Origin of the sequence: Nesterenkonia sp. AN1 (assembly GCF_000582475.1) — a bacterium.
GTDB classification, from domain to species: Bacteria; Actinomycetota; Actinomycetes; order Actinomycetales; family Micrococcaceae; genus Nesterenkonia; species Nesterenkonia aurantiaca.
The window spans coordinates 70,267-90,429 of sequence record NZ_JEMO01000004.1 but is presented as its reverse complement, the minus strand read 5'-3'; the positions used below and the strand labels follow the sequence as shown (position 1 = coordinate 90,429).

Genomic DNA, 20,163 nt, shown 5'->3' with positions numbered 1-20,163 from the left:
CACCAGCCCTATGGCTAACACCACCACGACCACCACCCCGACGACGACGGCGGCCGCATCCCCGATGAGCCCCACCGAACTTGCCGAGAAGCTCCGCTCACAGGACGCCCCGCTGCTCGTCGACGTCCGCACCCCCGCGGAGCATGAGTCGCTGCGGGTCCCCGGGTCCCACAACGTCCCGCTGGATCTGCTGCAGAAGAACAAGGAGACCCTGGCCGAGCAGTTCAACTGCGAGGTGGTGCTGATCTGCCAGACCGGCAACCGCGCCAACCAGGCCCTGCAGCACCTGCGCGCCGCAGGAGTGGACTCCGCACGGGTGCTCGAGGGCGGCGTCGTCGCTATGGAAGCACAGCACAGCCAGCACACGCACCGTGGTCAGCAGCGCTGGGCCATGGACCGTCAGGTCCGGATGGTCGCAGGGTCGCTGGTGCTCACCGGGTTCCTGGGCGGGAAGCTGATCTCACCGAAGGTCGGCTACCTGGCCGGCGCGATCGGTGCCGGGCTGACCTTCTCCGCGCTCACCGATTCCTGTGCGATGGCCGCGGCGCTGAACAAGATGCCGTGGAACAAGGTGGAAGCTGACCCGACCGTCGAGAAGTTCCTGGCGGGGATCCCACGCTCCACCCAGATCCAGGCGCCGCGGGGGTGAGCACCGGCCTCATCCTGGCGATGATCCTCGCCGTCGGGATCGGCATATCGCTGGGCCTGCTCGGCGGCGGGGGCACCATCCTGGCGGTCCCGCTGCTGACGTATGTGGCCGGGATGCCGCCGAAGGAAGCGATCGCCGCTTCGATGTTCATCATCGGAGTCACTTCGGCGGTCAGCGTGGTCGCTCACGCCAAGCGGGGCAACGTCCAGTGGCGCACCGGATTCATCTTCGGCGGAGCCGCAATGGCGGGAGCCTTCGGCGGCGGACTGCTGGGGAGCCGGCTGCCCGGCGTCGTGCTGATGGTGGCCTTCGGCATCATGATGGTCGCCACCGCGCTGGCCATGATCCTGGACCGCCGGGCCAAGCCGGCCGGGGCGCCGCGGAAGAAGCTGCCGCTGGGAAAGATCATCATCGAAGGACTCGTGGTCGGGCTGGTGACTGGCATGGTCGGCGCCGGGGGAGGTTTCCTGGTGGTCCCGGCGCTGGTGCTGCTGGGTGGGCTCTCGATGCCCGCCGCGGTGGGCACCTCGCTGCTGATCATCTCGATGAAGTCCTTCACCGGACTCGCCGGTTATCTGACCTCGGTGAGCATCGACTGGGGTCCGGTGCTGATCATCACGGTGATCACCGTGATCGGCGCACTGATCGGGACCGCGATCGGCAAGCACGTTCCGGAGAAGGCGCTGAAGAAGGCCTTCGGGTATCTGGTGCTGGCCATGGGCGTGGTGGTGTTCCTTCAGGAGCTGCCGCTCGCCTACGGCGTGGGTGCAGCAGTGGCCATCGTGGCGCTGCTCGGGACCTTGTTCTACCGCCGGCGCGGCGATCAGCTGGCATCATAGAGACCAATCAGTGCGAGGAGCAGGGAGAGAACCATGAGAGAAGCCGATCCGGAGACTCAGCGCAAGATCGTGAACCGTCTGAAGCGGGCCCGCGGTCAGTTGGACTCGGTGATCAACGCCGTGGAGAACGGCGGCAGCTGCCGCGATGTGGTCACCCAGCTCGCGGCGGTGTCCACCGCCCTGGACCGGGCTGGGTTCAGCGTGGTCTCCTCGGCGATGCAGTTCTGCGTCACCGACCCTGAGCGTGCCGCAGAGACCGAGGACGGGCTGACCGTGGAGGAGCTCGAGAAGCTCTTCCTCTCGCTCTCCTGAGCAGCGTGGCCGCCGCCCCCGTTCTCCACGAACTGGCTGCGGCCCTGAGAGGACAGAGATGACGCTGTTGGTCATGGGGTCGGTGAACCGGGACATCACCGCGCAGCTTCCGGAGTTCCCGCAGCCTGGAGAGACGCTGCTGGCCACCGGCTCGGAGACCGCCACCGGCGGCAAGAGCGCGAACCAGGCCGTGGCCGCCGCGATGGTCGGCGCCCGGGCGCATCTGATCGCGCGCTGCGGGTCCGACGCCGCCGGCGCCGAGGCGGTGCGCTCGCTGCGCGAGGTCGGGGTGCACGTCGACGCCGTCACCCCGGGCCGCGCGGCTCAGGGGACGGCGTTCATCGCCGTGCGCACCGACGGGGAGAACACCATCGTGGTGGTCCCCGGCGCGAACGCGGAACTCCGGGCGCAGGACTGCCCGCAGCACCTGCTGGAGAAGGCGGAGTGGATCCTGCTCAGCCTGGAGGTCCCGCTGGCCACCGTCCTGGAGACCGCCGCGCGGGCCGCGCTGCGGGGGTCAAGGTCGCGCTGAACGCGTCCCCGTCACCGGGGCAGCCGCTGGATCTGCGCGATGTGGACCTGGTGATCGTCAACGAGGGTGAAGCCGCCGCGCTGTTGGCCGGTGCCGGCGCGGCGGAGCCTGGTTCTCAGCCTGAGGACCTCGCAGCCGCGCTGGGCCTGGAGACCCTGATCGTCACCCGCGGGGCGGCCGGGGCGAGCATCCACGCTTGCGGCCACGCGACGGTCCAGGTGCCCAGCGTGGAGGTCCAGGCAGTCGACACCAGCGGCGCGGGTGACGCGTTCACCGGCGCCCTGCTCGGGCGGATCACCTGCGGGGACAGCCTGGAGACGGCATCAGCCATCGCCGCCCGGTTTGCTGCCTCGGCAACCACTCGCGTGGGCGCCCAGGCCTCCTACCCGCGGGACTTCCAGGTCGATGAACCCTCGGTCTTCACCGTCGCGAGAGATTCGTGACCGCAGGTCCTTCCAGCAGCTCCCCGTCGGCGGCGAAGCGCGAGCCGTGCAGCGGGCAGTCCCAGGACAGGGCCGCGTCGTTCCACTTCAGCACCCCACCCAGGTGGGGGCAGACGGCGGAGACCTTGCAGGTCTGACCGTCCACGGTGGAGACCCCGACCGGTTTCCCGTGATCGCGGCCCACCTGGCCCTCGCCCTCGGCAGGGAGATCCTCGGGCAGGGCGTGAAGCTCGGCGCCGACCCAGCCGGCCACCAGGGTTCCGCCGACCTCGAGGTTGTCCTTGATCCCGGTGAACACATCGGAGGGTGTGACCGCACGTGCGCTCAGCGTCTCGGCCCAGGCCATATGCCCGCCGAGGATCTGCGCAGAGATGGCCAGGGCGGCGGCCACCGCGTTGGACATGCCCCACTTGTTGTATCCGGTGGCCAGGTAGATCTTACCGCCGCCGCGGGGCAGTGTGCCGAAGAACGGGATGTACTGCGCCGTGCGGTAGTCCTGGGCGGACCAGACGTGGGTGCGCTGGGCGCCGGGGAAATGCTCCTGCGTCCAGGCCTCGAGGTCATCCACGGCGGCGCGCTCTGAGGGTGACCGGCCGACTCCGTGGTCGTTGCCGCCGATCAGCAGCAGCTCCTCGCCATGGACCGGGACGGTGCGCAGGGTCCGGCCTGGGGTGTCGGCGCTGAGGTACATGCCCTTCGGGATGCTGACCGGAGCCCCGGGCACCCGGTATGTCATCGCGTAGGAGCGGTGGGGCTTGAGCTTGGCGAAGTAGCCGCCGCGATCGAGCACCGGGACCCCGGTGGCGAGCATCAGTCGACCCGCGGTCACCGGTCCCTGTGAGGTCTCGATGGTCAGCGGCGCCTCATCCACCGCCGGGTCCAGCGGGGAGCCCTCGGTGTCGTCCTCGGCAGAGGCCCGCGGAGTTCCCGAGTGGGATCCTGCTGCGGCACCTGTGCCTGCTGAGTCACCGTCAGGTCCGTTCGAGGTTGCCCCGGTCACCCGCACGCCATCGATGAGTTCCCCGCCGCGTTCGCGCAGCTCGGCGGCCAGAGCGGCCAGCACCTCCATGGGGTGGAACTGGGTCTGCTTTGCCAGGGCCACGGCCCCGCTGACCTCGAACGGCAGATCGGTCTGATCGGTCCAGGTCACCGGCAGCCCAGCCTCTTGGCAGGCGGCGAACTCCGCGTCCACGGCGGAGAGGCCGGATTCGGTGGTGGCATAGGTGTAGGCCGTGCGCTGCTGATACGGCACCCCGTGTTCCTGCATGTAGCGCACCAACCAGGAAACACCCTCATGGTTGCCGTCCACATAGGCCTGGAGCACCTCAGCCGAGTGGTGCTTGCGGATGTCGGAGAGGGTGGTGCCCTGGAGCAGCGAGAGCTTCGCGGTGGTGTTGCCGGTGGCGACGACGCCGACCGCCCGGGCCTCGAGCACCGCGACCTTGTGCCCGGCTCGGGCCAGGAGCACCGCCGTGGTCAACCCGGTCAGCCCGGCTCCGGCGACGACGGTGTCATAGTGCGCACCCTCGGTGAAGGAGTCGGTCGGGATGGACTCGGGGGAGTAGCTGTCCAGCCAGACCGAGCGGTGCGTGTTTGAGGGCTCGTGGGCGGTGTGCGGGGTCTGCGAGTTCACAGGTGGTCCTTCCTCAGGGGCTGCCGGTGGCCGGTAGCTGACCTCCGGCAATGGTCCTCATCCTGGTGGCTGGACCTGGGAGTATCCAGGATCACCGCCCGCGCAGCAGCACGCGGAGGCGGCTCGGATCAGCCCGGATCAGCCACGCATGCCCAGTGCGAAGGGCAACACCTCGGCCCCCCCCGCGCCGCGCAGCTCCCGGGCGGCCACGGTGAGCGTCCAGCGCGAGACGACCTCGTCATCGACCAGCAGCACCGAGGCGCCGTCGATCTGCTCGGCAAGCGCCGAGGGCACCGCGAACTTCCCCAGCAGTCCGGCCAGCCGGAAGGCGCTGTTGGTGTCCGGAGTGCTCGTGGGGCCACCCTCGGCCCACTCCAGTGCCCCCGCGTAGGGCAGCCGTCCGACCTGGGCCAGCGCCCGGGCGATGGAGTCCACCAGCACCGGATGCCTCCGTGAGGGCATCGAGACGACGACGTCGGGTCGCCGCGCCCAGCCCCATTCAGCCAGGACCCGGATCGCTCCGCGCACCAGCTGCTCGGAGACCTCGGCGTCGGCGCCCTGGAGCGCCTCGCGCACCGGGGTGCCCCAGCCGAGGTCGCTCAGCCGGGCGAGGGCCCGTCCGGGCTGGGCCTGCGCCTCCGCCGGCAGCTTGCCCTTGAGTCCGATGCCCAGGGCGTTGAGCCCGGTGGGCCACTGCTTGCGTGGGGCGATCTCCAGACCGACCCGGTCCAGGCTGTCCTTGGCCTCGGACAGCGCGGACTGGGAGACGTCGTGCGGGAACCAGGTGTCTGCGCAGGTGTCGCAGCGACCGCAGGGCTGGGCCTCCTCGTCGTCGAGGGCATGGGCCAGGAAGACCATCCGGCAGACCCCGGCGGGGAGCCGCTCGTAGTCGAGCATGAGCTGCTGCTCGGCCCGGCGCATCGCCAGGATGGTGTCATAGCGTTCGGCGTCGTAGGTCCAGGGCGCCCGGTGGAGAGCCAGCCGCCGGAGACCCGGCGGACGCTGCCGTCGACCTCTAAGACCTTGAGCAGCAGCTCCAGCGGGGAGCGGCGGATCTCCACCATGGCCTCGAGCTTGGCGACCGAGAGCGTGGTCTCCGGGGAGAGGGCTCCGAGCACGGCGTCGGCGCGCTCCTGGGTGGGCATCGAGGCCTGGGCGAAGTACTCCCAGATCCGGATGTCCTCCTTGCCGGGCATCAGCAGCACGTCGGCGCTGTCCACGGCGCGTCCGGCACGGCCGATCTGCTGGTAATAGGAGACCGGGGAGGAGGGGGCGCCGAGGTGGACCACGAAACCGAGGTCGGGTTTGTCGAATCCCATGCCCAGCGCGCTGGTCGCGATCAGGGCCTTCACGGTGTTGTCCTTCAACGCCTGCTCCAGCTGCTGGCGCTCATCCGGGTCGGTCTGCCCGGTGTAGGCCGCGACCTGATAGCCGTGGGCATTGAGGTGCGCGGCGAGATCGGTGGCCTGGGAGATGGTCAGCGCGTAGACGATCCCGCTGCCGGTGAGGTCCTTCAGGTGCTGGGTCAGCCAGGCGATGCGCTGCTCGGAATCCGGCAGCGAGAGCACGCCGAGGCGCAGGGATTCGCGGCTGAGCGTGCCGCGCAGCACCATGACCTCCTGATCAGGCTCCTGAGCTGCGGCGGCTTCGCCCGAGGCTTCCCCCGCAGGGGTGAGCTGGGCAGCGATGTCATCGACCACCCGGGAGTTCGCAGTGGCGGTGGTGGCCAGCACCGGGACCTCGGCGGGGAGGTTGCGCACGATCTCCCCGATCCGCCGGTAGTCCGGCCGGAAGTCGTGACCCCAGTCGGAGATGCAGTGCGCCTCATCGACCACGAGCATGCCCATGCGCTGCAGCAGCCCGGGGAGCACCTCGTCGCGGAAGCGCGGGTTGGCCAGGCGTTCTGGGGAGATCAGCAGCACGTCGAGCTCGTCGTTGCGCAGGGATTCCATGATGGAGTCCCACTCGTGGGCGTTCGCCGAGCTGACCGCCTGGGCGCGCACCCCGGCGCGAGTGGCGGCGGCGATCTGGTCACGCATCAGCGCGATCAGCGGGGAGACGATCAGGCTGACCCCGCGTCCGCGGCTGCGCAGCAGGTGCGCGGCGAGGAAGTAGACCGCTGACTTTCCCCAGCCGGTCTTCTGTACCACCAGCACCCGGCGTCGATCCTGGACCAGCGCGGAGATCGCCTCGAACTGGCCGTCCCGGAAGTCCACCTCGGCTCCGGCGAGGGCGGCCAGGCGCTCGCGGGCCTCGGTGTAGAAGGCCGGATCACGCTCGGCGGCGGAGGAGTCAGGGCGGGCTGTGTTCGTGCTGGAGATGCTCACGTGACCACTCTGTCACAGGGGTGGGACACGGGCGCGAGCCTTCGAGCACGCCGACCTCAGCGCCCCATGACATGGGTTCGGGGACGCGACGTGATCAGCTCGGCGCGTCCTGCGCGCGCAGCGCGCGGGTGATCTCGACCCACCGTCGCAGGAACGCCGGCTCGTCGAGCCGTCGTCGTCGTATCCAGGAGGTGACCTCGTCGTTGGACTTGCTCGCATTGCAGGACGCGCAGGCCGGCACGACGTTCTCCAGCGTGTAGCGGCCACCCCGCGAGATGGGGGAGACACAGTCCTTCTGGAGCGGAGCGCCCTCGGTGCCGCAGTAGGCACAGCATGCCCAGGCCTCAAGGATGCGGAACCACTGCTCCTGAGTCAGGTCGCTGCCCGAGGCGGCGACGCGTCTGCTCCGCCGGCGCGCAGCGCGGGCGCGGCGAGTGTGACGAACCGGCATGGCCCGAGATTAGCATCGCGCGGTCAGCACGCTGGGGACCCCATGACCCACAAATCGCTGCGCGCTCAGGCGCACGTGGCGGACGAGCGGCGTTCCAAGACACCCACTCTGAGGCCTGATTGCGCTGAGTCCTCGAAGGCCCAGCATCACCGTGTCCTGTGAAAGAGCTCACTCAAATCAGTAGAACTGCCGATGCCTTCGCCGCAGCGCGGCCGGATGCTGAGACCAGCCGAACACCGGCGCTCAGGCCAGAAGAGAGGAACGACCTCATGACGTCAACCACGGGGTACATATGGAACACGCTCTATGGCTGGACCGACACCGGGAGTGGAGGGCTGCTCCCGCCCAGCACCGACTCCCTGACCCAGCCGATCGGGCACCATGTGGCACACCCAGATACCAAACGCCGGATGCATGAGCTGATCTCAGCGTCGGGACTCATCGACTCCCTGAAGCAGATCGATGCTGCGCCGGCTGCAGAAGCGGACATCCTGCGGGTCCATGACCAGTCTCACTATGACCGAATCCTTGCAGAGAGTGCTCTTCCTAAAGGCGGAGACGCCGGAGACGGGGTGTCCCCGTTCGGACATGGCGGACATCGGATCGCCATGTTGGCGGCCGGTGGAGCCATCGAAGCCGTCCGTACGGTCGTTGAGGGACAGGTCAGCAACGCATACGCTCTCATCAATCCCCCCGGGCATCACGCGGAGCGCAGCACCGGCAGGGGGTTCTGCACCTTCAACAACGGCGCCGTCGCCGCGGCCTACGCGCGCGATGTGCTGGGGCTGAAGCGGGTCGCCATCGTGGACTGGGACGTCCACCACGGCAACGGAGCTCAGGACATCTTTGGTGGGACCGCCGAAGTCTTGAACATCTCAGTCCATCAGGACCGTTGTTTCCCGTCCGACTCTGGTTTTCGAGAGGAGCGAGGCCACGGGGAGGGGTTCGGGTACACGCTGAATGTCCCGCTGCCTCCCGGGGGAGGCAGCGGGGCCTACGAATACGCATTCGACACGGTCGTGCTGCCTGCCGTCAGGGCCTATAAGCCGGACCTCATCATCGTCGCCAGCGGTTTCGACGCCTCCATCATGGACCCATTGGCGCGCATGATGATGCGCAGCGAAGGATTTCGCAGTCTGGTGCGAAAGCTGGTGGATCTCGCCGCGGAGGTGTCCCAAGGAAGACTGGTCTGCCTGCAGGAGGGTGGCTACAGCCCCATCTACGTCCCGTTCTGTGGACTCGCGGTAATTGAAGAGATGGCTGGGGTGAGCACCGGCACCCAGGATGCCTATACACCGATCCTTGGCGCGATGGGCGGTGACAAGCTGCTCGAACATGAGCGCGAGGCCATCGATCTGGCGAGTGTCCTGGTCTCGGACATCCACTAGCGCGCGCCGCCGAAGATCCGGGTGAGGTCCTTCATCGGCGCGGTGCGCGGACCCGGAAGATAGATGGAGGCCGTCGCGGCTCTCGCGGCGGCCTCCGCGCGTCTCGCGACGCCCATCTTCCGCCGGATGCTGGACATATGAGAGTTGACGGTGCGCTCACTCAACGTGAGTGCCATCGCTATCTCAGCGTCGGTCCGGCCGATGACCAGGCCGCTGAGAACGCGAAGCTCCTGCAGGCTGAGCTGCCAGAGATCCTCTCGAGTCAACTCCTGGACGCTCACCGCGAGGTCGTCGAAGGCTCCGAGCCGGGACAAGGTCACATGAATCCAGCTGCCGTCGAATCGCCACAGATGGCGGAGGGTGTCCAGTGAGCTCTCCATGAACTCGGCCACCACCCGGACGAAGTCCGAGTCCCTGAGCAGGGGGACGCTCTCCCGCTCCGCTGCGCCAAGTGCGTCTGGAGTCCACCGCAGATGCACGGTTTCGGTCGTGGAATGAAGCGCAGCATCAGCCCGCAGTCCGAGCGCGAGGAGACCCGACAGGCTCTGTGCCAGGGCCCGCTGTGTGGGTTGGAACGTATCGGGCTGCCGCGCGGAGAAGTGGACCAGTCCCAGATACCCGGTCTCATCGAAGAGCTCCAGGCTCATTCCGTCGCGATAGCCTTCAGTGCTCAGGTAGCGGCGGAACAGAGTTGTCCGAACGAACTCTTCGCGCAGGTCTGCCCCGCTGTCACTGATCGATGGAGGTAGGTGATCGACCGGGTCAAGGCGGTCGGTGAAACCGATCTCGTAGTTCAAGGGGAACAGATTCTGCAGGGCCCACGCCGTTCCATCGCTGTAACCGAGCCGCGTGACGACTCGGGATCTGCCATTGGCGGGCTGATGGATCACCAGTGCGGAGTCGAACAGCACGTGACGCTGCAGGTGACCAAGCGCCAGTGTCAGTCCGTGTCTCTGCGGAGGATCACTCGGTAGACCTCTCATAGGTAGAGGCTAAGTCCGCACCGTTGACTTGCCAAGCAACTCAACACCCAGCCACGGGGCAGTGAGGCCTGGTAGCGTTCCGGCTAAGCTGCCGCGCCAGGTCTACCAGGAGGCATTATGCCGATCTTCGAGTACGAGACCCACCTGCCCTTCTCCCGTGAAGACGTCTTCGACTGGTACGCCCGTCCGGGCGCGCTGGTCCGGCTGCATCCGCCCTTCGCCGGCCGGGTGATCGAGGAGCCCAGCAACGGTCTGCAGGACGGTTCGGAGTCGGTGCTCGGGATCAACATGCCCAGCCTCTTCGGCACCACGCTCGCCGGGCTGATGGACATGGCCGGCTCGGCCAGCTCGCTGCCGATGCGCGGCTACACCAAGTGGCGCTCGCGGCACACCAACTTCAAGGCCGGCCACAGCTTCTCCGATGAGATGATCTCCGGCCCCGCGAAGTCCTGGCGGCATGACCGCAGCTTCGAGGACGACGGCGCCGGGATGGTGCTGCGCGAGAAGGTCACCTATGAGCTGCCCGTGGTGGACAGGCTCCCCGCCGCGGTCCAGAAGGTGGTCGCCCGCCAGTTCGAGACCGAGCTCAACCGGATCTTCGCCTACCGCGGCCGGCAGAGCAGCGATGACCTCGCCTTCCACCAGTCCCATGGCCGTCTGGCCTCACAGCTGAACCAGGATTCGCACCACCGGCCCGAGGCCGCCCCGATCAAGGTCGTGGCCGTGAGCGGCGCCTCCGGGTTGATCGGACGTCAGGTCTGCGCGCTGCTCGGCGGTGCCGGCATCGAGGTCCGCCGGATGGTCCGCGGCAGCGGGAGCTCCTCGAGCGGCAGCGACGGGGAGATCCTCTGGGATCCCGAGGCCGGCACCCTGGACCCCGAGTCGCTGCGTGATGTGGACGCCGTGATCCACCTCGCCGGGCACCCGCTGGCCGCCCGCTTCACCGAGGAGCACAAGAAAAAGGTCCTGGACTCCCGCGTGGAGGGCACCTCACTGATCGCCACCACGCTCGCGCACCTGGAGGAAGCTGATCAGCGTGGCCGGGTGCTGATCAGCAGCTCCGCCATCGGCTACTACGGTGCGACGCCGGAGGATCGGTCCCTGCGCAGCGCCATCCTGACCGAGGACTCACCGGCCGGCACGGACTACCTCGCCGAGGTCTGCAAGAAGTGGGAGGAGAGCACCGCACCCGCGAAGAAGGCGGGCGTCCGGGTCGGGATGGTCCGCACCGGGATCGTGCAGACGCCCGCCGGCGGCGCCCTGTCCCAGCTGCTCCCGCTTTACACCGTCGGCGCCGGCGGACCGCTGGGAGACAAGGAATGGCAGAGCTGGATCAGCATCGATGACATCGCCTCGCTCTTCGTGCACCTGGCGCTGAACCCGCACGCCGAAGGCCCGGTCAACGGAGTCGGCCCCGAGCCCGTCACCGCCAAGCAGTACTCCAAGACGCTGGCCGCGGTCATGCGTCGCCCCTCGGCGATCCCGGTGCCTGCCTTCGGTCCGAAGCTGGTCCTCGGTGAGCAGGGCGCCAAGGAGATCGTCGGCGCGGATCAGCAGGTGACCTCGGTGAAGGCTCAAGCCCTGGGCTACGCGTTCCGGCACCACACATTGCAGGAAGCCCTCGAACACGTCCTGGGCAGCTGAAGGAGACAGCACCGATGGCAGCAGAGACCAAGATCCGGATGTTCGGCGCGCAGTGGTGCGGGGACTGCCGGCGGACCAAGGCCCAGCTCGACGCGCTGGAGCTGGACTACGACTACATCGACCTGGAGCAGGACGTGGCCGCCGCGAAGGTGGCCGAGGAGATCTCCGGGCGCAAACGGATCCCGGTGGTCGTCTACCCGGACGGCTCCCACCAGGTGGAGCCCTCCAACGCGGACGCGAGGCCAAGCTGCAGGAGCTGGAGCTCCAGCCCTAGTTCATCAGGGCGATGTAGAAGTTCAGCGTGGAGGCGTACAGCGTCCAGGCGAGGTAGGGCAGCAGCAGGTAGGCCCCGATTCGGGAGATCGGCCAGAACCGCCAGATGGTCAGCGCGATCGCGGCGATCAGCACCACGATGAGCACCATCGCCGCCCAGAGCGCCGCGGTCCCGAAGACCGGGTAGCCGCCGAAGAACAGCGGGGACCAGATGCTGTTGAGCACGAGCTGTCCCACGAAGAGCGCCAGGGCCGGGGTGGCGTTGACGCTGTGCCGACGTCGCCAGACCAACCAGGCGCCGACGCCCATCAGCAGATACAGCACGGTCCAGACCGGGCCGAAGACCGCATCCGGCGGAGTCCAGGCCGCCTTGTCCGCCGCGGCGTACCAGCCGTCGGTCTCCTCAGCGGTGAGCATGCTTCCCAGGAATCCCACGGCCTGGGGGATCCCGACGAAGAGGATCAGCACGATGAGCTGCTTCACCGTAGAGTCCGGGGAGCCATGTGGTTCGAGCCAAGTTTCGGTGCGTGCCTGCGGTGTCATGTCATGGTCCTTCCCGTACCCAATCGATGCACCCGACCATACACTTGGGCCTATGACTTCCACAGCTTCCGAGCAACGCCAAGCCCTGGTCACTGCCCTGCGCAGCGTCTCCGCCGATGCCCCCACGCTGTGTGAAGGATGGGCCGCGGAGGATCTCGCGCTGCACATCGTGATCCGGGACTCCCACCCGCACCTGCTCATCGGACCGAGCCTCCCCCTGGTCGGAGACCGGGCGAGCAAGGCCCTGAAGAACCTGCGCAGCACCGGGTACGAGTCGTTGGTGGAGCGGGTGCAGGCCGGGCCGCCGTCGTACTTCCCGCAGAGCTTCCCGCCGCTGAATGACCTGATGAACACCGCAGAGTTCTACATCCACACCGAAGACGTGCTGCGCGCACAGCCTGACTTCGACCCGAAGCATCCGCGCAGCATCTCCGAGAAGCTGCGCCGACGACTGTGGAAGCAGGGGTCGATGATGTTCCCCATGGCCGCCCGCTCCGCGAAGCAGCGCATCACCTTCGTCAGCCCCGGCTACGGTTCGACGACGTCCGGCCCGGCCTCTGCCCCGATGCGCAAGATCACCGGGGCACCCGAGGAGCTGCTGCTCTGGGCCTTCGGCCGCAAGGAGAAGGCCCAGGTCAGCATCGGCGAGGCCTGAGGCTTAGAACGGGTAGGGCGCGATCTCCGAGCGCACGGTCAGCCACTGGGTCTCGGTGAAGGACTCGATGTTCGCGCTGGCCCCACCGACCCGGGAGCCGGTGCCGGAATCGCCGACCCCGCCGAAGGGCGCATTGGCCTCATCGCCTACGGTCTGTTCGTTGATGTGGACCTTGCCGGAGTCGACCTGGTCGGCGATCTTCATCGCCAGACCCACATCACCGAGCACACCGACCGAGAGTCCGTATTCGCTGCCGTTGATGATCTCCACGGCTTCTTCGATGGTGGAGAAGGAGATCACCGGGGCCACCGGGCCGAAGATCTCCTCGGCCCAGGCCGGGTTGTCGATGCTGATCCCGGAGATCACGGTGGGGGAGTAGAACAGGTCGGTGAACTCGCCGCCGGCCTCCACGGTGCCACCCTGCGCGGTGGAATCTTGGACGATCGAGTGGATCCGGTCGCGCTGCTTGGCGTCGATGATCGGGCCGATCGCGATGCCGTCCTCGGCGGGGTTGCCCACGGGCAGGTGCTTCGCCTTCTGACTCAGCTTCGCGATGTACTCCTCCTTCAGGGACTCATGCACCAGGTGCCGTCCGGTGGTCATGCAGACCTGCCCCTGGTGCAGGAAGGAGCCGAAGGCCCCGGCGGAGGCGGCCTTGTCCAGGTCGGCGCCGGGGAGGATGACCAGGGCGTTGTTGCCGCCAAGTTCCAGGTGGGCGCGCTTGAGCAGCCTGCCAGCGGTCTCACCGACCAGGCGGCCTGCCGCGGTGGAGCCGGTGAAGGAGATGATGCGCACCTCAGGGGCCTCGGTGAGTGCCTTGCCGACCTCGCCGCCGCCCGGCAGCAGGTGCAGCACGCCGGCGGGGAGCCCGGCTTCTTCGAAGATCCGTGTGATGACCACGCCGCCGGAGACGCTGGTGCGTGGATCCGGCTTCAGCAGCACCGCGTTGCCCAGCGCGAGAGCCGGGGCCACGGAGCGGATGGAGAGGATCAGCGGGAAGTTGAACGGAGAGATCACCGAGACGACGCCGGCCGGGCGGCGCCGCGCGAAGGACCAGCGCGGCTGTTCGGTGCTGAGCACCTCGCCGGCCGGGGCAGAGGGCAGCGTCCGCCGCCTCGAAGCACTCCGGCCGCGGCGACGTGCGTCTCCAGCGCGGCCTTGGTGGGCACGCCACCGGTCTCACGCACGATCCAGGTCTCGATCTCCTGGGCGTGGGCCTCGAAGAGATCCCCTGCGCGGCGCAGCACGGCGGCGCGCTCGGAGGGCTTCATGGCAGCCCACTGCTTCTGCGCGGCGGCTGCGGCGGTGGCCGAGCGGTCGACGTCCTCGACCGAGGCGCCGCCGGCGGTGCCGAGGCTCTCACCCGGTGGCGGGCTCGGTGATCGGGATCAGCTCACCGCCGCCGGTCTGCCACTGCCCGGTGAAGATGTTGCTTTCCCAGCGGGCGTCATCGAGGAGACCGGTCTTGTTCAGGGTGGAGGTGGTGGACATGGTGGGGTGACCTCTCGGGAGGGGAAGACTGCATGTCAGTGTTGACTATCTCCATAGTGATCCGTGACACAGATCTATTCAAGTGCCAGGTGTGTATATGTCGACTTCCACGGAAGGTCGTTTGGCATGGGCTTGGGATCCTGCGACGCGCCTTCTCGGGTGCTATTGGACGAAGGCGACCGGTTCGACCGTTGCTGTGGTCCGTTGTTTGACGTGCACCCGTTCCGCAATCAGTCGTATCTGATCAAGCAGGCCCGCAGGCTCGACAGTGACATTGAGACCTGAGAGTTGGATCGTGATGCTCGAGCCGGTGATGTGGATGCGCCGTGGCCCTTCAACTTCGTTGGACTTCGCGACATGGATCAGGTGCCCCGTGTGCAGACCCAGCGCGGTGCAATAGGCCAGCACCTGGTAGACATCCTCGGCAGGTACGCCCGAGCTTTCTCCGAGTACCTTGTACTTCACATCCGCCACGGCGACTGGTCGGCCATCCAGCGTGTGTACGATGTCAGGTCGGATCGGGACTGTTCGGTCAGTGTCTAGAACGGTCCGGTACTGGTCCCTGGTGCTTCCCGGGCCGAGTCCCCGCAGCGACTCTCTTATGGCGACGAAGAGGAAGTTCTCAAACACGTCAGCCATGTTGTAGGTCATCGATGCGACGTTCTGGTGTCCCCCGTTCAGGCTCAGTCCGGTGGACTGAAGGATGGTTTCCGCCAGGTCCAGCGCGGGAAGGTACCTACGGTTTTTTCGTGAGGCCGTCCACGGCGGCAGCGGGGCCGCCGGGTGAATCATTTCGATTCCATGCAAGCGTCGAATCAGCTGGCTGAGCTCTGCCCGAACGCTGGGAGAGAGTCTTGGGACACGCACCATGCGCTGAAGTGCCGCAAGCAGAATCTGGTTCTCAGCGATGTCTGTCGTGAACTCGTCGTAGCTAACTTCCAAAGGCACTGGCATGCCGCCGTGCCGAGCAAGCTGATCGGACAGGCGCAGACGCCCCTTGACGGTCATCAGTGAATCGTCGCGAGATACATATCCGTGTAGCAGGCCACGGTCCAACGCGCGTCGGCTCAGCAGTACCAGTGTTTTGGCCACCGAGGACCAGAGATCATCATCAGCGGACCCAGAGACGACGTCGGCGGGCTCGCTCGGGTGCCGGGCGTAGCTGATCATGAAGAAAAGTGAATGGAACGGCGCCTTGGGGTGGACGACGACGTCCATCTGACCGGCCCGCAGTGCGCCCACTCGATTGAGTTTTGGCTTCAGCAGCCATTGCCCATGACGTTCCGGCCAAACATCGATGAGGTCTGAAACCGTAAGCGCCTCGACGAGGTCCTCAGACAGGGCGAGGACCACACCCTTCCCGTTCTCCGTGAGGTCGAGCCGGTTCACAATACGGAGTCCGTGGCTTCGGAGGCTCCTTCTCCACGGAGAAGCTGCCTTCTGATCTGTCGGTAGCTGAAGCGCTCAGCCACCTCGGCTGGAGAATGAATACCGTAGAAGTGTTCTTCCAAGAGCGGCAGAAGATCGTACTTCCAGATCCGTTCGAGACCGACTTCGGTCGCGGCCTGGGTGCGCATGAAATAAGAAGGCCCGATGTGCTGGTCTCGGCTCTCCTCTCCAAGCTCGTCGTTGAGCGCCTCAAGGAGACGTGCGCGCGTCGCGGAGAATCCTCGAGCACGAAGCCAACGGTCGAGCAGCCCAGCGACGGGGGTGCTGTCTGGGTGCATCTCTAGAAACGCGAACCGGCGACGGATTGCGGTGTCAACCATTGCGATGGAGCGGTCCGCCGTGTTCATCGTGCCGATGATGTAGAGGTTCGGAGGGAGCCGGAACTTCTCTCCCGAGGAGTACTGCAGTCGGATGTGCTCGTCCCGATACTCAAGTAGGAAGTACATCTCGCCGAAAATCTTGGCGAGGTTCCCTCGGTTGATCTCGTCGATGAGGAGGACGTATGGCCGCTGTGGATCGTTGGTCGCTTTGGCAGCGAGGCGTCGCAGGGGTCCAGGCTTGAGGTCAAAGCCGAGTCCACCGGAATCCGTCGGGCTCGGGCGGTACCCCTCGAAGAAATCCTCGTATGCATAGGAGGGGTGGAACTGCACGATCTCAGGTTCTTGGTTGGTCACGTGCCGGGCGATGGCGCGCGCCAGGAAGGTCTTGCCGGTGCCAGGAGGTCCGTACAGGATGATCTGGCGGCGTTCCTCGAGCACGGAGATCATCTCATCGAGCCAGATCTGGTCCATGTGGAGCTGATCGGCCAGAGCGGGGCCAGCTGGTCGCAATTCACCGCTGTGGGCGATGTCATTGAGATTGGGTGTTGAGTCAGAGGTCTGGACATCTTCACGGAAGGTTGAGTCATCTTCGAGCATGTCTTGCAGGTAAGGCAGCGACCCGGGAAGTTCGACGACGCCGGGAGACTCATCAATCTCTGAGGACACATGTTCGGGGAGCGCGTCAATTGACACAGGCTCTTCGTTCCATGTCACTTCTCGACGGATTTCGTGGAGGTCAGGGTCGAAGTTGCCTTCTCCTGAGATTCGACCCACCCATATGGCTGATCCGTCTCGCACCGCTACGGCGTCGCCTTCCTCCATTCGGGAAATGAAGGTGTGGATTTCTTCGGCGAGGATCAGGCGGCGGGCCGAGTCGAGGTGCCGGTATGCGTCGAAGACTCGATTTCTGACCGTCACGAAGTCTGATCCGGGCTCAAGCGATCTCAGGTAAGAGGCGTTGTAACTCATGGCTGCTTCCTTGAGCCACTTGGACGTGGCACCGGCGTCTTCGGTCCGTGGTTGCACCGCCCAGGCGTGGGTGCTTCCCAGGTCCGTTTTTGCCATGTTGAGTACCAGGGCTCGGCAAACCAATCGATTCTGGTCTCTGCGTCTTCCTCGAGATGCTTTCGCAAGAGGTACAGGTCGTGGTCGAGGTCAGAGGAGAGCTGAAGATCCGGGGCGAGACCACTAAGTCCGTCGAACAACGCGCGTTTGTGTTTCTCGCTGATCAGGTGCTCGAAGACGAAAGGGAACGCCAGGAATCTGAGTGTGTTCCTCATGGAAGGCTGCTCGTATGGGACAGCGTCTGTGATGTCCCTAAATCGCCAGGGGTCCTCTCGCGCTTCATGTTGGGCTGGCCTTGAGAGTGTTGTCCAGGACTTGGCAAACAGAGCCATCCAGATCATCTGCTTCCAGAACTGCTGGTTGTACCCCTGCCCTCCATGGAAGATGCCGGGCAAATTCAGGCAGAGTCTCATCAGCTCGGGGACAGCGGGCTTGTCTGGAAGCCAGGCCAACAGGGTCTCGATGTACCCCAATTTCGTGTCCGGTCGAAGGTTCATCAACGGGAGGCTGCGGAGGTAGATGGACTCAGCTGCTAGCAGCACCACATCTCGGGGAGCATTCTTCAGTTGGAGTTCGAGTTTCTCCATGAAACTTCCGGGACCCTCATTTGGATCATCCTGGATGGCACTTCGAAGATACTCAGCATTCTCGGGCGTCCAGATCTTGCGGCTGGGGTCGATGACGGAGAGCCCGTCGCCGAAGAGATGCCCCAGTACGAACCGTGCAGCGTCGCCCATCGCCGATACGTGGGCGGGATAACTTTCGCCTGGTCCAACGTAGACGGTCGCGTCCTCAGGTCCGATCAGACAACTGAGACAGAAGCGGGAGTCGACACCGACGGTGACCGCCTCAGCGGATTGCTCTCGCCAGGCTTGCTGAACTTCATCGAGCGCCACCATGACGGCCGAGTCAGGAGCTGCGGAGCAATCGCGAACATGGTACGTGCCAGACGGGGTGTCCCATAGGTAGCCCTCCTGAGACCAGACCAGGTCGAACCTGCGTCCAGCGAATCGTCGGGAGGGCAAATGAGTCGCCGACGTACTTCGCGCCGCGCGCTGCGCATCTGTATCCATTGAGAAATCCCCTCATCAGCGTGCCGTTAGGTCCAGGCTAGCCTGTGAGGCCGGGGGTTGAGTCGGCATCACATAGTGGGATTGCCACGATGGTGATGGTTAGTCGCCGAGTCTTCACTCTCAAAGTGTGGAACCGGGTGAGTCCGGGGGACCCCGGACTCACCCGGCGTTATCGGGGGAACGCTTACTGCGCGACCCACTCGCCGCAGTCGCTGGTCTCGAAGGCGACATCGGTTTCGGCGATGGTGACGAATCCTTGTCCCTCAGGCAGGCCGTTGGTGATGATGTCGTCGAACTCGCCGCTGAGGCCGGAGAGTCGAGCCCAGTAGCAGAACCCTGAGGTGTCCTCGGTGCGGTAGGTGCCTGGCTGGATCTCCTCGCCGATGAGGAAGGTTCCTGAGCCCGGGATGGAGCCGGAATCCGAGACCGACGTCTCTTCCTGATCAGCTTCCTCGGTCTCGACCTCTTCCTCCGCCTGGGATGCCAGTTCTTGCTCACGGGAGTCGAGCGCGCTTTCCCGATCATCTAGCTCAGCGGTTCTGGCTTCAAGGGATTCTTCGTCCTCCGCGATCACCTCGCGGCGCTCCTCAAGATCCGCCGGTTCGACTTCGACTTCTACCTCCACCTCTTCGGTGATGGTCTCCGTCTCAGTTTCCGTGACGATCTCCGGTTCGGCCTCTCCGCTGTTGCCGATCCCAACCCCAGCAAGCAGCGCGACGATGATCCCAGCGATCCACGGCCAGCGCCGCCGCTTCTTGGCTGGTGCTTCCGCCCCGCCCGCAGCGGGCGGGTAAGGCTGATACTGATCGTTGGAATACTGCGTACTCGGATACTGGTCTGTCGGGTGCTGATCATGGTGTGAGTGATTCATGGTGTCCCTTTCCCTCGGGCGATCCACTGGAGATCCAGTGGGCTGACGCAGAGAACAATGCGTGTTCTGCATCAGTGAAAATCACCCTAGATGTGACCACGGACATGAATCGCAACCCGCCAAGAAAACCCTCTACTCCAGCTCGTCCTCCGAATACCGCCGCTGGGACTCACGCTGGCCGTGGGTGATGCGGCGGATATCCATGCTGGAGTCGAAGGTGGAGCCCACGGCTCCGGCCACGACCCCCATCGCGGCACTGAGCCAGGCGATGTCGAGGTAGTTGAAGAAGCTGATCTCGCTGCCGATGAGATCTGCCAGGAAGTCTGGATCGATGACCACGAGTGCGCCGATGAGAATGGTCACCACCAACGCCACGTAGAGCATCGACACCGCGATCAGCAGAGTCAGCACAGTGGACCCGTTGTAGAGCCAGAAGACCCGTGCCAGATCCTTGTTCGTGGGTTTGTCCCAGAGTCGGTTGGTGAAGATCAGCCAGGCCACCATGCTCAGAATCACCGCACCCCCGATGGAGAGCAGCCGCGCCGTGCTCAGGGCGTCAGCCATCTCCCAGATCGAGTAGTAGAAGATGCCGAAGGCGCCTACCGCAGCTGCGCCGGCGAGAGCGCCGGAGAGCTTCGGGGCGGTCCGGAAGGGGTCGTTGGCGACCGTCATGCCCAAGAGCGTGCGCACTTCGCCGGTGCCCGGGTGGGCGAACAGGCGGTGCCGACCGCTGGGCTCGACCGGCTGCCAACGGGTCCATCGCTGTCGGTATTCCTTCTGCAGCGGCCCGTGACAATCCGGCAGCAACCGGAGGAGGCAGTCCATGAAGATCTCACGGATCCTTCGCTTGGTCGAGCGCACTCCCAGCGTCGGGTAGGAGACGACTGCGGTCCGATTCTTGGCGAGTATCTCCGCCACCAGAGGTCGTCCTTCGACGTGTCGCGGGACTTCGGTGAGCATCAGCACGGCATCGGCGTCGAGGTGATCTGCGTCGAGTTCTCTCAGAGCCTCGATGTCGAGGCTCCCCTCCGGGGTGATCCGCAGACTTCGGATCTCCATCTCCACCGTGACATCGTCGACGAAGATGTCGCGCGCCTCGGCCAGGAACGCTTCCTTGATCTTCTCGATGCGGCGCGCGGCCACGCCGGGGTCTGCGACCAGCATCACCCTGATGGGGGTGTCGGAGGATGACATGTGTGTATTCCCTTCATGTCCCGGCCTG

At 65.9% G+C, this 20,163-nt stretch carries 19 protein-coding genes and 3 pseudogenes; 9 read left to right on the top strand and 13 right to left on the bottom strand.

Annotation, left to right across the window (positions count from 1 at the left end; translation table 11 throughout):
• Window positions 1-10 precede the first annotated feature (10 nt).
• From BG28_RS02745 to BG28_RS14135, 5 genes are read left to right on the top strand one after another with little or no spacing between them, the layout of a single operon-like run.
• Window positions 11-649: a rhodanese-like domain-containing protein gene (locus tag BG28_RS02745; protein ID WP_133726422.1), complete on the top strand. Its 639-nt coding sequence runs from the start codon at window positions 11-13 to the stop codon at window positions 647-649.
• Window positions 646-1,488: a sulfite exporter TauE/SafE family protein gene (locus tag BG28_RS02740; protein WP_036473960.1), complete on the top strand. Its 843-nt coding sequence runs from the start codon at window positions 646-648 to the stop codon at window positions 1,486-1,488. The genes BG28_RS02745 and BG28_RS02740 overlap by 4 nt, the downstream gene beginning before the upstream one ends.
• 33 nt (window positions 1,489-1,521) lie before the next feature.
• Window positions 1,522-1,800, top strand: a complete 279-nt coding sequence (locus BG28_RS02735) for a metal-sensitive transcriptional regulator (RefSeq protein WP_036473958.1) — start codon at window positions 1,522-1,524, stop codon at window positions 1,798-1,800.
• Between the two features lie 58 nt (window positions 1,801-1,858).
• Window positions 1,859-2,332 (top strand): PfkB family carbohydrate kinase, encoded by a 474-nt coding sequence (locus tag BG28_RS14140; protein WP_051500881.1) that lies wholly within the window; start codon window positions 1,859-1,861, stop codon window positions 2,330-2,332.
• Complete coding sequence (locus BG28_RS14135) at window positions 2,245-2,775, top strand: PfkB family carbohydrate kinase (protein WP_161634786.1); 531 nt, start codon at window positions 2,245-2,247, stop codon at window positions 2,773-2,775. The genes BG28_RS14140 and BG28_RS14135 overlap by 88 nt, the downstream gene beginning before the upstream one ends.
• On the opposite strand, the gene BG28_RS02725 is transcribed toward BG28_RS14135, so the two are convergent.
• The 3 genes and pseudogenes from BG28_RS02725 to BG28_RS02715 all read right to left on the bottom strand — a co-directional run bounded on the left by BG28_RS02725 (window position 2,753) and on the right by BG28_RS02715 (window position 7,186).
• Window positions 2,753-4,408: an FAD-dependent oxidoreductase gene (locus tag BG28_RS02725; RefSeq protein ID WP_051500879.1), complete on the bottom strand. Its 1,656-nt coding sequence runs from the start codon at window positions 4,406-4,408 to the stop codon at window positions 2,753-2,755. The two genes, BG28_RS14135 and BG28_RS02725, sit on opposite strands and share 23 nt — an antisense overlap.
• 138 nt (window positions 4,409-4,546) lie before the next feature.
• Window positions 4,547-6,648, bottom strand: a pseudogene (locus BG28_RS02720) (RecQ family ATP-dependent DNA helicase).
• Window positions 6,649-6,829: 181 nt separating this feature from the next.
• Entirely contained in the window at window positions 6,830-7,186 is a 357-nt protein-coding gene (locus BG28_RS02715) for an HNH endonuclease (RefSeq protein WP_036473955.1), read from the bottom strand.
• A gap of 269 nt (window positions 7,187-7,455) precedes the next feature.
• On the opposite strand from BG28_RS02715, the gene BG28_RS02710 reads away from it, so the two are divergent.
• Window positions 7,456-8,574, top strand: a complete 1,119-nt coding sequence (locus BG28_RS02710) for a class II histone deacetylase (RefSeq protein ID WP_036473953.1) — start codon at window positions 7,456-7,458, stop codon at window positions 8,572-8,574.
• Here the strand turns inward: BG28_RS02710 and BG28_RS02705 are convergent.
• Window positions 8,571-9,485, bottom strand: coding sequence for a LuxR family transcriptional regulator (locus BG28_RS02705; protein WP_200869283.1), 915 nt, complete (start codon window positions 9,483-9,485; stop codon window positions 8,571-8,573). The two genes, BG28_RS02710 and BG28_RS02705, sit on opposite strands and share 4 nt — an antisense overlap.
• 189 nt (window positions 9,486-9,674) lie before the next feature.
• Here BG28_RS02705 and BG28_RS02700 point away from each other — a divergent pair, with 189 nt between their 5' ends.
• The gene (locus BG28_RS02700) at window positions 9,675-11,201 is read left to right on the top strand and encodes a TIGR01777 family oxidoreductase (protein ID WP_036473949.1); all 1,527 of its coding nucleotides are present in this window, start codon (window positions 9,675-9,677) and stop codon (window positions 11,199-11,201) included.
• A gap of 14 nt (window positions 11,202-11,215) precedes the next feature.
• Window positions 11,216-11,347 (top strand): annotated as a pseudogene (locus BG28_RS16655) (glutaredoxin family protein); the annotation flags it as partial.
• A gap of 124 nt (window positions 11,348-11,471) precedes the next feature.
• Here BG28_RS16655 and BG28_RS02690 read toward each other — a convergent pair.
• Entirely contained in the window at window positions 11,472-12,017 is a 546-nt protein-coding gene (locus BG28_RS02690; RefSeq protein ID WP_084479360.1) for a TspO/MBR family protein, read from the bottom strand.
• 52 nt (window positions 12,018-12,069) lie between these two features.
• Here BG28_RS02690 and BG28_RS02685 point away from each other — a divergent pair, with 52 nt between their 5' ends.
• Window positions 12,070-12,672, top strand: coding sequence for a TIGR03085 family metal-binding protein (locus tag BG28_RS02685; RefSeq protein WP_036473946.1), 603 nt, complete (start codon window positions 12,070-12,072; stop codon window positions 12,670-12,672).
• A 3-nt stretch (window positions 12,673-12,675) separates the two neighbouring features.
• Here the strand turns inward: BG28_RS02685 and BG28_RS02680 are convergent, their stop codons facing one another.
• From BG28_RS02680 to BG28_RS02660, 8 genes and pseudogenes are all read right to left on the bottom strand, one after another.
• Complete coding sequence (locus tag BG28_RS02680) at window positions 12,676-13,752, bottom strand: aldehyde dehydrogenase family protein (protein WP_255342462.1); 1,077 nt, start codon at window positions 13,750-13,752, stop codon at window positions 12,676-12,678.
• Window positions 13,686-13,988, bottom strand: a pseudogene (locus BG28_RS16445) (aldehyde dehydrogenase family protein); the annotation flags it as partial. The gene BG28_RS02680 and the pseudogene BG28_RS16445, both read right to left, overlap by 67 nt.
• Before the next feature lie 43 nt (window positions 13,989-14,031).
• Window positions 14,032-14,163, bottom strand: coding sequence for a hypothetical protein (locus BG28_RS16440; protein ID WP_255342461.1), 132 nt, complete (start codon window positions 14,161-14,163; stop codon window positions 14,032-14,034).
• Window positions 14,164-14,325: 162 nt separating this feature from the next.
• On the bottom strand, window positions 14,326-15,552 hold the full coding sequence (locus BG28_RS02675; RefSeq protein ID WP_036473944.1) for an McrC family protein: 1,227 nt from the start codon (window positions 15,550-15,552) through the stop codon (window positions 14,326-14,328).
• Window positions 15,549-16,901: an McrB family protein gene (locus tag BG28_RS02670; RefSeq protein WP_051500878.1), complete on the bottom strand. Its 1,353-nt coding sequence runs from the start codon at window positions 16,899-16,901 to the stop codon at window positions 15,549-15,551. The genes BG28_RS02675 and BG28_RS02670 overlap by 4 nt, the downstream gene beginning before the upstream one ends.
• Window positions 16,898-17,896 carry a hypothetical protein gene (locus tag BG28_RS14130; protein WP_051500877.1) on the bottom strand — a complete coding sequence of 333 codons (999 nt, stop codon included), beginning with the start codon at window positions 17,894-17,896 and terminating at the stop codon, window positions 16,898-16,900. The genes BG28_RS02670 and BG28_RS14130 overlap by 4 nt, the downstream gene beginning before the upstream one ends.
• A gap of 358 nt (window positions 17,897-18,254) precedes the next feature.
• Entirely contained in the window at window positions 18,255-18,941 is a 687-nt protein-coding gene (locus BG28_RS14125; RefSeq protein WP_051500876.1) for a hypothetical protein, read from the bottom strand.
• A 132-nt stretch (window positions 18,942-19,073) separates the two neighbouring features.
• A complete protein-coding gene (locus BG28_RS02660) occupies window positions 19,074-20,135 on the bottom strand; it encodes a hypothetical protein (protein WP_036473943.1) in 1,062 nt (353 codons plus the stop codon).
• Window positions 20,136-20,163 lie beyond the last annotated feature (28 nt).

Coding starts and splice junctions, on each gene's coding strand:
- BG28_RS14140 (WP_051500881.1), top strand. CDS start 1,859: ATGACGCTGTTGGTCATGGGGTCGGTGAACCGGGACATCACCGCGCAG.
- BG28_RS02710 (WP_036473953.1), top strand. CDS start 7,456: ATGACGTCAACCACGGGGTACATATGGAACACGCTCTATGGCTGGACC.
- BG28_RS02735 (WP_036473958.1), top strand. CDS start 1,522: ATGAGAGAAGCCGATCCGGAGACTCAGCGCAAGATCGTGAACCGTCTG.
- BG28_RS02745 (WP_133726422.1), top strand. CDS start 11: ATGGCTAACACCACCACGACCACCACCCCGACGACGACGGCGGCCGCA.
- BG28_RS02685 (WP_036473946.1), top strand. CDS start 12,070: ATGACTTCCACAGCTTCCGAGCAACGCCAAGCCCTGGTCACTGCCCTG.
- BG28_RS14125 (WP_051500876.1), bottom strand. CDS start 18,941: ATGAATCACTCACACCATGATCAGCACCCGACAGACCAGTATCCGAGT.
- BG28_RS02690 (WP_084479360.1), bottom strand. CDS start 12,017: ATGACACCGCAGGCACGCACCGAAACTTGGCTCGAACCACATGGCTCC.
- BG28_RS14130 (WP_051500877.1), bottom strand. CDS start 17,896: ATGGTGGCGCTCGATGAAGTTCAGCAAGCCTGGCGAGAGCAATCCGCT.
- BG28_RS02660 (WP_036473943.1), bottom strand. CDS start 20,135: ATGTCATCCTCCGACACCCCCATCAGGGTGATGCTGGTCGCAGACCCC.
- BG28_RS02670 (WP_051500878.1), bottom strand. CDS start 16,901: ATGAGTTACAACGCCTCTTACCTGAGATCGCTTGAGCCCGGATCAGAC.
- BG28_RS02715 (WP_036473955.1), bottom strand. CDS start 7,186: ATGCCGGTTCGTCACACTCGCCGCGCCCGCGCTGCGCGCCGGCGGAGC.
- BG28_RS16440 (WP_255342461.1), bottom strand. CDS start 14,163: ATGTCCACCACCTCCACCCTGAACAAGACCGGTCTCCTCGATGACGCC.
- BG28_RS02700 (WP_036473949.1), top strand. CDS start 9,675: ATGCCGATCTTCGAGTACGAGACCCACCTGCCCTTCTCCCGTGAAGAC.